Origin of the sequence: Streptomyces sp. NPDC000151 (assembly GCF_040301705.1) — a bacterium.
In the GTDB taxonomy this organism is placed as follows: Bacteria; Actinomycetota; Actinomycetes; order Streptomycetales; family Streptomycetaceae; genus Streptomyces.
Map to the genome: position 1 here is coordinate 39,789 of NZ_JBEPFC010000013.1, position 12,169 is coordinate 51,957.

At 70.9% G+C, this 12,169-nt stretch carries 7 protein-coding genes; 3 read left to right on the plus strand and 4 right to left on the minus strand.

Going from position 1 to position 12,169, the window contains the following annotated elements; genetic code table 11:
* Positions 1–28: 28 nt before the first annotated feature.
* Positions 29–2,542 (minus strand): DEAD/DEAH box helicase, encoded by a 2,514-nt coding sequence (locus ABT381_RS06755; RefSeq protein WP_351588757.1) that lies wholly within the window; start codon positions 2,540–2,542, stop codon positions 29–31.
* 154 nt (positions 2,543–2,696) lie between these two features.
* Between ABT381_RS06755 and ABT381_RS06760 the strand changes: the two genes are divergently transcribed.
* Positions 2,697–3,488, plus strand: a complete 792-nt coding sequence (locus ABT381_RS06760) for a metal-dependent hydrolase (RefSeq protein ID WP_351588760.1) — start codon at positions 2,697–2,699, stop codon at positions 3,486–3,488.
* 491 nt (positions 3,489–3,979) lie between these two features.
* Here the strand turns inward: ABT381_RS06760 and ABT381_RS06765 are convergent, their stop codons facing one another.
* Both ABT381_RS06765 and ABT381_RS06770 read right to left on the minus strand, forming a co-directional pair.
* The gene (locus ABT381_RS06765) at positions 3,980–5,761 is read right to left on the minus strand and encodes an ABC transporter ATP-binding protein (RefSeq protein ID WP_351588763.1); all 1,782 of its coding nucleotides are present in this window, start codon (positions 5,759–5,761) and stop codon (positions 3,980–3,982) included.
* Positions 5,758–7,845, minus strand: coding sequence for an ABC transporter transmembrane domain-containing protein (locus ABT381_RS06770; RefSeq protein ID WP_351588766.1), 2,088 nt, complete (start codon positions 7,843–7,845; stop codon positions 5,758–5,760). The genes ABT381_RS06765 and ABT381_RS06770 overlap by 4 nt, the downstream gene beginning before the upstream one ends.
* 339 nt (positions 7,846–8,184) lie before the next feature.
* Between ABT381_RS06770 and ABT381_RS06775 the strand changes: the two genes are divergently transcribed.
* Both ABT381_RS06775 and ABT381_RS06780 read left to right on the plus strand, forming a co-directional pair.
* Complete coding sequence (locus ABT381_RS06775) at positions 8,185–8,940, plus strand: L,D-transpeptidase family protein (protein ID WP_351588769.1); 756 nt, start codon at positions 8,185–8,187, stop codon at positions 8,938–8,940.
* A 269-nt stretch (positions 8,941–9,209) separates the two neighbouring features.
* On the plus strand, positions 9,210–10,607 hold the full coding sequence (locus ABT381_RS06780) for a cation:dicarboxylate symporter family transporter (RefSeq protein WP_351588771.1): 1,398 nt from the start codon (positions 9,210–9,212) through the stop codon (positions 10,605–10,607).
* 39 nt (positions 10,608–10,646) lie between these two features.
* On the opposite strand, the gene ABT381_RS06785 is transcribed toward ABT381_RS06780, so the two are convergent.
* The gene (locus ABT381_RS06785; protein WP_351588774.1) at positions 10,647–12,155 is read right to left on the minus strand and encodes a Gfo/Idh/MocA family protein; all 1,509 of its coding nucleotides are present in this window, start codon (positions 12,153–12,155) and stop codon (positions 10,647–10,649) included.
* Positions 12,156–12,169: the final 14 nt, after the last annotated feature.

Genomic DNA, 12,169 nt, shown 5'->3' on the forward strand with positions numbered 1-12,169 from the left:
ACCGTCGGAATCATGCAGGTGTCCATCGTCAGAGCTGGCCCACCGAGGTGACGCGCACGACCGCGCGTCCCTCCTCGTCCGAGGCGGCGAGATCCACCTCGGCAGAGATGCCCCAGTCATGGTCGCCGTTCGGGTCGGCGAACGTCTGCCGGACCCGCCACAGTCCGTGCGCGGTGTCCTCCTCGATCTGCAGAAGCTTGGGGCCGCGCGCGTCGGGGCCGGTGCCCAGGTCTTCGTACTCGTCCCAGTAGGCGTCCATCGCGTCCGCCCAGGCGTCCTCGTCCCACCCGGAGTCGGCGTCCAGCTCGCCCAGCTCCTCGACCTTGTCCAGCGCCGCGAGCTCGACCCGGCGGAACATCGCGTTGCGGACGAGCACCCGGAAGGCGCGGACGTTGGTCGTGACCGGCTTGACCTCGTCCGCGTGCTCCATGGCCTCCTCGGCCGTCTCCGCCTCGGGGTTGGCGAGCTGTTCCCACTCGTCCAGGAGGCTGGAGTCGACCTGGCGGACCATCTCGCCGAGCCAGGCGATGATGTCCTCGAAGTCCTCGGACTTCAGGTCGTCGGGCACCGTGTGGTCCAGAGCCTTGTACGCGCTCGCGAGGTAGCGCAGCACGATGCCCTCGGTCCGGGCCAGCTCGTAGAACGAGACGAACTCCGTGAAGGTCATGGCCCGCTCGTACATATCGCGGATGACCGACTTGGGCGACAGCGGGTGGTCGCCGACCCAGGGGTGGCTGTGCCGGTAGAGGCCGTAGGCGTGGGAGAGCAGCTCCTCCAGCGGCTTGGGGTACTCGACGTCCATGAGGCGCTCCATGCGGTCCTCGTACTCGACGCCGTCGGCCTTCATCTGGGCGACCGCCTCGCCCTTGGCCTTGTTCTGCTGCGCGGCCAGGATCTGCCGCGGGTCGTCCAAAGTGGACTCCACGACCGAGACCATGTCGAGCGCGTAGGACGGCGACTCGGGGTCCAGCAGGTCGAATGCGGCCAGCGCGAACGTGGACAGCGGCTGGTTGAGAGCGAAGTCCTGCTGCAGGTCCACGGTGAGCCGCACGATCCGGCCCTCGGCGTCCGGCTCGTCCAGCCGCTCCACGATCCCGCCGTCCAGCAGCGAACGGTAGATGGCGATGGCCCGCCGGATGTGCCGCAGCTGGTTCTTGCGCGACTCGTGGTTGTCCTCCAGCAGGCGGCGCATGGCCTCGAAGGCGTTGCCGGGCCGGGCGATCACGGACAGCAGCATCGCGTGGGTGACGCGGAAACGGGAGGTCAGCGGCTCCGGATCGGCGGCGATCAGCTTCTCGAAGGTGTTCTCACCCCAGTTGATGAAGCCCTCGGGCGCCTTCTTCCGGACGACCTTCCGGCGCTTCTTCGGATCGTCACCCGCCTTCGCGAGCGCCTTCTCGTTCTCGACGACGTGCTCGGGGGCCTGCGCGACGACAAAGCCCGCGGTGTCGAAACCGGCCCGCCCGGCGCGTCCCGCGATCTGGTGGAACTCACGGGCCCGCAGGGTGCGCACCCGGGTCCCGTCGTACTTCGTCAGCGCGGTGAAGAGCACGGTGCGGATCGGCACGTTCACGCCCACGCCGAGCGTGTCCGTCCCGCAGATCACCTTCAGCAGACCCGCCTGGGCCAGCTTCTCCACCAAGCGCCGGTACTTGGGCAGCATCCCGGCGTGGTGCACGCCGATTCCGTGCCGTACGTACCGCGAGAGGTTCTGCCCGAATTTGGTGGTGAAGCGGAAATTGCCGATCAGCTTGGCGATCTCGTCCTTCTCGGCCCGCGTGCACATGTTGATGCTCATCAGCGCCTGCGCCCGTTCCACGGCCGCGGCCTGCGTGAAGTGCACGATGTAGACCGGCGCCTGGTGCGTCTCCAGCAGCTCGGTCAGCGTCTCCGTCATCGGTGTCGTGCGGTATTCGTACGACAGCGGCACGGGACGCGTCGCGGACCGGACGACCGAGGTCGGCCTGCCCGTACGCCGGGTCAGGTCCTTCTCGAACATCGAGACGTCGCCGAGCGTCGCCGACATCAGGATGAACTGCGCCTGCGGCAGTTCCAGCAGCGGAATCTGCCAGGCCCAGCCGCGGTCCTGCTCGGCGTAGAAGTGGAACTCGTCCATGACGACCTGGCCGACGTCGGCGTCCCTGCCGTCCCGCAGCGCGATCGAGGCGAGCACCTCGGCGGTGCAGCAGATGACGGGTGCGTCGGCGTTGACGGAGGCGTCGCCGGTGAGCATGCCGACGTTCTCGGTGCCGAAGAGCTTGCACAGGTCGAAGAACTTCTCGGACACCAGCGCCTTGATGGGGGCGGTGTAGAAGGTGACCTGGTCCTTGGCCAGGGCGGTGAAGTGCGCGCCCGCCGCGACGAGGCTCTTACCGGAACCGGTGGGGGTGGACAGGATGACGTTCGCCCCCGAGACCACCTCGATCATTGCCTCTTCCTGGGCAGGGTAGAGCGAGATGCCCTGCTGCTCGGCCCAGGTCGAAAAGGCTTCGAAGAGGGCATCGGGGTCGGCGTCGTTCGGCAGATGATCGATGAGGGTCACGCCCCCATACTGCCTTCCTTCACCCCGGAAGAGGGAACCGGCGGGTTCGGCGGTGATCATCGGGCGCTACGCTGTGTCGCCGACCACACGTCACCGGCGCGCGAACACCCGTCGCCGGGGCGAGAACAAAGACGACAAGGGGTGGGGAACAACCATGATGGGACCGGCGCACTCGCTGTCCGGGGCCGCGGCCTGGCTGGGGGTGGGCGCGGCGGCCGGCGCCGCGGGGCACCCGATGCCCTGGCCGGTGGTCGTCGTCGGCGCGCTGATCTGTGCCGGTGCGGCCCTCGCCCCCGACCTGGACCACAAGGCGGCCACGATCTCGCGTGCCTTCGGCCCGCTGTCCCGGGGGCTGTGCGAGATCGTCGACAACATCTCCCACGCCGTCTACAAAGCCACTCGGATGAAGGGCGACGCACGCCGTTCCGGTGGTCACCGCACCTTGACCCACACCTGGCTGTGGGCGGTGCTCGTCGGCGCGGGCATGTCGGTACTGGCCGTACAGGGTGGCCGCTGGGCGGTGCTCGCCATTCTCTTCGTGCACATGGTCCTCGCCATCGAAGGGCTGCTGTGGCGAGCGGCGCGGGTCTCCAGCGATGTGCTGGTGTGGCTGTTGGGCGCGGCCTCGGCGTGGATTCTGGCCGGGGTGCTGGACCAGCCGGGGAACGGCTCGCACTGGCTCTTCACGGACCCGGGCCAGGAGTACCTCTGGCTGGGCCTGCCGATCGTGCTGGGCGCGCTGGTGCACGACATCGGCGACGCCCTGACCGTCTCGGGCTGCCCGATCATGTGGCCCATCCCGATAGGCCGCAAGCGCTGGTACGCGGTCGGTCCGCCGAAGGGCATGCGCTTCCGTGCGGGCAGCTGGGTGGAGCTGAAGGTCCTGATGCCGATCTTCACCCTCCTCGGCGGCATAGGCGGCCTGACGGCCCTCGGCTTCCTGTAGCCCTTGGGCCCGGCACCCGCGGCGAACCGGTCGCCCGCGACATCCCGGACTCCCCGGGCGCACCGAGTACCGCTGGCGTACTGAGTGCCGCTGGAGTACTGAGTACCACTGGCGCGCCGAGGTCCTCTGGCGCCCTCGGTACTCCCGGAGCCCGCCGCGCCCCGGAGGCTCCGGGCGGCGCGGCCGACCCCGAAGGCCCGAAAGGCCAAGCCGTACTGTGCAGCCCGGCCGACCCCGCAGGCCCGAACGGCCCGGCCGTCCTGTCCGGCCGAGCCGGCCCAGCCGGTCGAGCCGGCCCGAGCGACCCGGTCGGTCCGGGCGACCCGGCCGGCCCCGGCGGCCCAGCCGTCCCGGCCGACCGACCAGGGCGACGGGCCCCGAGCGAGCGGTCTGACGCCCGGACGCGTGGTCCCGCCGCCCCCGAGCGGGGCTCCCCGGCCACGCTCGCCGGAGGTCGTCGGTCCCCGGAGAGCGCGGCCGGGGCGAGCGCATCAGGCGTGCCAGGAGCGCCAGAGGGCGGCGTAGGCGCCGTCGGCGGACACCAGCGCGTCGTGACTGCCGAGCTCGGTGATGCGGCCTTCCTCGACCACGGCGATGACGTCCGCGTCGTGAGCGGTGTGCAGCCGGTGGGCGATGGCGACGACGGTACGGCCGTCCAGCACCTTGCCCAGCGAGCGCTCCAGATGACGAGCGGCCCGCGGATCCAGCAGCGAGGTGGCCTCGTCCAGGACCAGCGTGTGCGGGTCCGCCAGGACGAGCCGCGCCAGTGCGATCTGCTGGGCCTGCGCCGGAGTCAAGGCGTGGCCGCCGGAGCCGACCTCCGTGTCCAGCCCTTCGTCCAGTCCGCGTGCCCAGCCGTCCGCGTCCACCGCGCCCAGCGCGGCCCACAGCTCCGCGTCGTCGGCGCCCGTGCGGGCCAGCAGCAGGTTGTCGCGCAGCGAGCCCACGAAGACGTGGTGCTCCTGGTTGACCAGCGCCACGTGGGCGCGTACTCGCTCCGCCGGCATCCGGGACAGCTCGGCACCGCCCAGGGTGATCTCACCCTTGCGCGGTGCGTAGATGCCCGCGAGGAGCCGGCCGAGTGTCGACTTTCCCGCGCCCGACGGACCGACGAGTGCCACGCGGCTGCCGGGCTGTACCCGCAGCGAGACGTCGTGCAGGACGTCGACGCCGGCGCGGTAGCCGAACCGCACCCCGTCGGCATGGACGTGCCGGCCGTCGGGGGTGATCCGTTCGTCGGCCGCCTCGGGCTCGATCTCCCGCACGCCGACGAGCCGCGCGATCGACACCTGGGCGACCTGCAGTTCGTCGTACCAGCGCAGGATCATGCCGATCGGCTCGATCATCATCTGCGAGAGCAGCGCGCCCGTCGTCAGTTGGCCGAGCGTCATCCAGCCCTGCAGGACGAAGACACCGCCGAGCATCAGGACGGCACCGAGGTTGAGGGTGTGGGTCGCGTTGATCACCGGGAAGAGGACCGAGCGGAGGTAGAGCGTGTACCGCTCCCACTGGGTCCACTCGCGGACTCGCCGCTCCGACAGCCGGATGCGGCGGTCGCCGAGCCGGTGCGCCTCGATGGTGCGCCCCGCGTCGACCGTCTCGGTGAGCGCGGCGGAGACCGCCGCGTATCCGGCGGCCTCGGAACGGTAGGCGCTCGGTGCGCGTTTGAAGTACCAGCGGCAGCCCACGATCAGCAGGGGCAGCGGGACGAGTACGGACAGGGCGAGCGCCGGGGCGGTCACGCCGAGCGCCCCGACCAGCAGCCCGATCCAGACCACGCCGATGGACAGCTGCGGCACGGCCTCGCGCATCGCGTTGGCCAGCCGGTCGATGTCCGTGGTGATCCGGGACAGCAGGTCGCCGGTGCCGGCCCGCTCCAGCACGCCGGGCGGCAGCCCGACGGACCGTACGAGGAAGTCCTCGCGCAGGTCCGCGAGCATCCGCTCGCCGAGCATCGCGCCGCGCAGCCGGACCATCCGCACGAACACCGTCTGGATGACCAGGGCGAGCGCGAACAGCCCGATGGTGCGCTCCAGATGCAGGCCGCGCGCGCCGTCGGCGAGGTCTTCCACGAGGCCGCCAAGGAGATACGGGCCGACCATCGAAGCGACGACGGCGACGGCATTGACGGTGACGAGGAGGACAAATGCTTTTCGGTGACGGCGGATCAGCCCCGCGGCGTAGCTGCGTACGGTCGCGGGGGAACCGACGGGGAGAATGGTCGTGGTACGTGCGGCTTCCGGATCGTGCTCCGGCGGCGCCAGGCCGATCATGCCGTCTCCTCGATGGAGTCGAGCGCGCCTACGCGGGCGTGCGGTGGGGTGAGGGGCTCCGTGTCCCGCGGGGTGTCCGTCCGGGCTTCGTGCGAGGTGCCCTGCGCTCCTTCACGCGGGTCTGTGCCCGGGCCCTCGTACGGACCTTCCTGCGGATCTTCCCGCGGGACGGAGGCGTCGGCGGCCTGCTTCCGCACACGTTCCTCCTCGGTCTCGCGGGTGACGACCGAGTGGTAGGCCGGGGAGGTACGGAGCAGGTCGCGGTGCGGGCCGACCGCGGTGACCTTGCCGTCGGGCACGAAGACCACCTGGTCCGCGCGGTCCAGTACCAGCGGGCTGGAGGTGAGGACGACCGTGGTGCGGCCGTCGCGGAGGGCGTGCAGACCGTCGGCGATCCGGGCCTCGGTGTGCGAGTCGACCGCGCTGGTCGGCTCGTCGAGTACCAGCACCTCCGGGTCGGTGACCAGCGACCGGGCCAGCGCCAGCCGTTGGCGTTGACCGCCGGAGAGGGAGCGGCCGCGTTCGGTGATGCGGCTGTGCATCGGGTCGCCCGAGTCGTCGGTGCCGGACTGGGCGAGCGCGGCCAGTACGTCGTCGCACTGGGCGGCGGCCAGGGCCTGTTCGGCGGTGACGGCGCCGGAGGACGGCACATCGAACAGCTCGTGCAGCGTTCCGGACAGCAGTACCGGGTCTTTGTCCTGTACCAGGACCGCCTGGCGGGCGGCGTCCCGCGGTACGTCGTCCAGGGGGGTGCCGCCGAGTTCCACGGAAGGGAGAGCGACGCGCGAGGGAACGGCCGCGTCCGCCGCGGCCTCCCCGCTGCCCTTCTCGCTGTCCTCGCGCTTGGCGTCGCCCGCGTCGCCCGCGTCGCCCACGCTGCCCGCGCCGTCCGCGGCGCGCTCGCCCCGCTCATCCCCTTCCTCCGGTTCGTTCGCCGGATGTCCGCCCAGCCGTTCCGCCAGTCGGCCGGCCGCGTCCGGGTCGCCACAGACCACCGCCGTGAGACGGCCGGCCGGGGCGAGCAGGCCGGTGGCCGGGTCGTAGAGGTCACCCCGGAGCGGGGCGTGGTCCGTGATGCGACCGTCGGTCGGACGGCTGAGGGCCAGGACGCGGGCCGTCCGTTTCGCGGACGGCCGGGAAAAGGAGTACGCCTGCGCGATCTCCTCGAAGTGCCGCAGCGGAAAGAGCAGGAAGGTGACCGCGCTGTACATGGTGACCAGCGCGCCGACCTCGACGCGGCCGTCCAGGGCCAGCCGCGCGCCGTACCAGACGACCACGATCAGCAGCAGCCCCGGCAGCGCGACCTGGACGGCCGAGATCAGCGACCACATCCGGGCACTGCGGACGGCGGCCTTGCGGACATCCTGGGAGGCGGTGCGGTAGCGGCCGAGGAACAGCTCCTCGCCGCCGATGCCGCGCAGCACACGAAGTCCCGCGACGGTGTCGGAGGCCAGTTCCGTGGCGCGGCCGGCCTTTTCCCGCTGCTCGTCGGCGCGGCGCGTCGCGCGCGGCAGCAGCGGCAGTACGGCGAGCGCCAGTACCGGTACGCCGATCGCGACCACGACGCCCAGCGTGGGCTGGTAGATCACCAGGGCCACGCACACGCCGACCGTGGTGAGCGCGGCGGCCGAGAAGCGGGAGATGGCCTCGACGAACCACCCGATCTTCTCCAGGTCGCCGGTGCTCACGGCGACCACTTCGCCGGCCGCGACCCGCCGGGTCAGGGCGGAGCCCAACTCCGCGGTCTTGCGGGCGAGCAGTTGCTGGATGCGGGCGACGGCGGTGATCCAGTTGGTGACGGCAGCGCGGTGCAGCATCGTGTCGCCGACCGCGACCAGTACGCCCAGGACCACCATCAGGCCGCCCGCCAGGGCCAGTCCGGCGCCGGAACGGTCGGCGACGGCCTGGACGGCGATGCCCACCGGCACAGGGAAGGAGGCCACAGCACCGGTGTGCACCAGCCCCCAGGCCGTGGCCTTGAGCTGGCCGCCCAGTTGCCGGCGGTAGAGCCAGACCAGGAAGCGGCCGCCGGAACGGACGTCGGGGACACCCGGGTCGGGATGCGGTAGATCGCGAATCTGCATGACGTCCAAGAGTTTCGTCGGGTACGGAGCCCGGGTGCGGGGCCCGGACAGGAGTCCGGGCACGAGGCCGGGCACGGAGCCCCGGCCGGAGGAGCGTGGCCGGGAGCCCGCGGGGCGCGGCAGGCGCGGCGGAACAGGGCAGGGCTGTGCCGCTTGCGCCTGCGACAGGAGCAGGGCAGAGCCATGGAAGGTTGGCGTGGAATGGCCGGGATTTTCAATTGTTTTTCTGGCGGAACGCATGAATCGGGCCACGATGTGCGGTCCGGGAGGGCGTCGGCCCGTTCGTGGTGGGCCGCCTCGCCCGATGGGCCGGGGTCGGACAGTGCGACCATGTGAACCATGCGGAGTACAAGTAAGGCGGCCGTGCTGGTCGCCGCGGGGCTGGTCCTGGTGGCGGGTTGTGGCGGTGCCCAGGGGGACGGCAAGGAAGCCGCCGGGCGCGCGGGGAAGTCCGGCGCCACGCCGTCGACGGGGCTGACGCGCATACCCGGCGTGGGTGAGGGGCTGCAGTCCCGCATCCCTGCCGATTCCCGGCAGGTGATCGCGGTCTACGGCAACGGCGAGAACGCCACCACCTCAACCGTCGTGCTGTATACGAAGGACGCCGGAGAGAACTCCGGTACCAGCACCGGCAGCGGCTCCGGCAGCACCTGGAGCCGGGAGCGTAGTTGGGAGGCGCACAACGGCAAGCGTGGCTGGACGCTGCACCACCACGTGGGGGACAAGCGCAGCCCGGTCGGCGTGTACACGCTCTCGGACGCGGGCGGCGTGCTGCCCGACCCGGGCGCGAAGCTGCCGTACACCGCGTCTGCTGCCTTCACGCCGCCCTCGTACTGGGCGAAGCGGACCCGGCACGACTTCGACTACGTCATCGCCATCGACTACAACCGCGCCAAGGGCGTCTCGCCGCTCGACCCGACCCGGCCCGAGGGGGAGTCCAAGGGGGGCGGCATCTGGCTGCACATGGACCACGGCAGTGGTACGTCCGGCTGCGTGAGCCTGCCCAAGTCCGGTATGCGGTACCTGTTGCGCACGATCGATCCCGCGCAGCACCCCGTCGTGGTGATGGGCGACAAGGCCCACCTGGAGGCATGATCATGCTCTCCGCAGCACGCTGATCACGCGCGGCGCGGAACGCACTCCGCGCGGGGTGACAGATTTGGTAACAGGCTGTCGTACCGTCGGTTACTTGGAGCAAGCTCCAAGATTTTCTTCGATGTAACACCGACCCCTTCTGTGCGGCATGCGGCTCAGCCATAGTGACGGATCACGGAAACCGGAAGTCCGTTTCCGCATCCCAGAATCCGTCCTAGGGAGTGCCCGTGCCGCACGCCACCGGATCGCTCGCTCGCCGAGCAGGCCGCATGCTGCGCACCAGTCTGTTCACGCAGGTCCTCGTCGCCCTGCTCATCGGAGTCCTCGTCGGACGGCTGTGGCCGCAGTTCGGCTCGGCCGTCCAGCCGCTCGGCGACGGCTTCGTCCGCCTCATCAAGGCGATGATCGCCCCGCTCGTCTTCTGCGTCGTCGTCGCCGGCATCACCAAGGCCGGTGACCTGCGGGCCTTCGGGCGGATCGGCCTCAAGGCGCTGATCTGGTTCGAGGTGGCGACCACACTCGCGCTCGTCATCGGCCTGCTCGCCGGCAACGTCTTCGGGCCCGGTACGGGCATGCACGTCGACCCGGCGTCGCTCGACCAGGGCGCCGTGGACGCCAAGACCGGGGGCGGGCACCTGCCGTCCACCGCGCAGTTCATCCTGGAGTCGCTGCCGGACAGCGCGGTCGGGGCGTTCGCGGAGAACTCGCTGCTCCAGGTCCTCGTGCTGTCCTGCCTGGTGGGCGCGGCACTGCTGCACCTCGGGCAGACGAAGGTGCCGCAGATCCTGCCGTTCATCGAGCAGGCGCAGGAGGTCGTCTTCACGATCGTCGGCTACATCATGCGACTCGCGCCGCTCGCCGTCTTCGGGGCGACCGCGCACCTCGTGGGGGAGTACGGCCTCGGCGCGATGACGACGTACGCGAAGCTGATCGCGGTCTGTTACGGCGTCGCGCTGGCCTTCCTCGTGCTGCTGGGGCTCGCGCTCAAGGCCGTCACGGGGCTCAGCCTGTGGAAGTTCGTCCGCTACACCCGCGAGGAGCTGCTGCTGGCGCTGGGCACGGGCTCCAGCGAGACGGTGATGCCGCGCATGATGCAGAAGCTGCGCGCCGCGGGCTGCCGGGACGACGCGGTCGGGCTGGTCCTGCCGACCGGTTACTCCTTCAACCTCGACGGCGCGTCGATCTACCTCTCCATCGGCACGCTCTTCATCGCGCAGGCCGTGGGTGTCGATCTGTCGATAGGTCAGCAAATCACCGTTGTGCTGATCCTGATGCTGACCAGTAAGGGAATGGCGGGCGTACCCGGTTCGGCGTTCCTGGCGCTGTCGGCGACCGCGTCCGCGCTGGGCGTCATCCCCGCGGCGGCGGTGGCGCTGCTGCTCGGCGTCGACCGGATCATGGACTCGATGCGGGTCGTCACCAACCTGCTCGGCAACTGTGTCGCGGTCTTCGCGGTCTCCCGCTGGGAGGGCGCCCTGGACCGCGTGACGGCGAAGAAGGTCCTCAACGGGGAGGCGCCCGCCGCGCCCGCCACCTCCACGTCGCCCGCCACGTCCGCCGCGCCCGCCACCTCCGCAGCACACGCCACCTCCACGTCGCCCGCCGCACCCGATGCCCCCGCCGCCGCAGCGAAGCCCGTCCCCGCCGACGCGCCCGTCGAGAAGTGACCTCCCGGGGCCCGGCGCAAGGCCGGGCCCCGCCGGCCGTCACGCCGTGGGCTTCTCCGAATCCATCCCCGGCCGTGCCTTCTTCCAGTCGCCGCGCGTGAAGTCCGGGATCTCCAGCGGCATGCCGTGCGCCTTGATCGACAGGTCGCTCAGCGGTACGGGCGCGGTCCAGGTCGCCGCGTCGTACACGTCGAAGTCCGGTACCAGGCCCAGGTGCAGGCACTGGGTCAGCCGGAAGACCAGCATGTAGTCCATGCCGCCGTGCCCGCCGGGCGGGTTGGCGTGCTCCTTCCAGAGCCAGTGGTCCCACTCGGTGTACGCGCCGAAGTCGCCCCACTCGTCGTTGCTGTGGTCCGGCTCGATGTAGATCCGCTCCGGGTAGTCCTCGAAGACGCCCTTCGTGCCGCCGAGGCTGTTGATGCGGCTGTAGGGGTGCGGGGTGGAGACGTCGTGCTCCAGGCGGATCACGCGGCCCTTGGCCGTTTGCACGAGGGAGAGCGTCCGGTCGCTCTCGATGTACGTCTCCTTCCAGCTCGGGTCGCCGGCCGGCATGTGCTCCTTGCGGTACGCGGCCAGGCCCAGCGAGGGCGTGCCGAAGCTGGAGATCCGTACCGCCCGGTCGCCGCGGTTGACGTCCATGTAGTTGGCGACCGGCCCGAACCCGTGGTTGGGGTACAGATCGCCGCGCAGCCGGGTGTGCCACAGCCGCCGCCACGGGCCCTCGTAGTAGTCCGGGTCGAACATCAGGCCGCGCAGGTCGTGGTTGTAGGCGCCGGCGCCGTGCAGCAGGTCGCCGAAGAGGCCCGCGTGCGCCATCCGCAGCACCCGCATTTCGTTCCGCCCGTAGCAGCAGTTCTCCAGCTGCAAACAGTGCTTACGGGTCTGCTCGGAGAGGTCGACGAGCTCCCACAGCTCCTCCAGCCGGAGCGCTATCGGACACTCGACGCCCACATGCTTGCCGTTGAGCATGGCCGTCTTCGCCATCTCGAAGTGCCAGTCCCAGGGCGTGGCGACGTACACGAAGTCGATGTCGCCGCGCTTGCAGAGGTTCTCGAAGTCGTGGTCGCCCTTGGTGTAGACGGCGGGGGCCGGCTGACCGGCGTCGGTGACCTTCTTCGCGGCCTTGGCGGTCTTCTCCTTGACCGGGTCGCAGACCGCCACGACGCGGGTGTTCGGCACGGCGAGGAAGAGGTCGATCATGGAGCCGCCGCGATTGCCGAGGCCGACGATGCCGACGCGTACGGTGCTGCGCCCCTCGAAGGGCACGCCGATCATCGTCTTGCCGCGCCGCTTCGGCGCCGCGGCGGTGTCGGCGGCGCCGACTGCGGAGCCGGCCGCCGAAGGCGTCGCCGCCGACGCCGTGCCCGCGGCCATTCCGGCGAGTCCGAGCCCGGTGCCCGCGGCGCCCGCGGTCCACAGCACCGAACGGCGGCTCGGGCCGGACCCGTCGGCCGTGCCGCCGTGGCCGGCCGTGCCGGCGCCGCCGTGCTCGTCGTGCTGGTCGTGCTCGTTGTGCCGGTCGTGAGGCTCAGGTCGTGCGTCGTGCATGGGTCCTCCCGGGG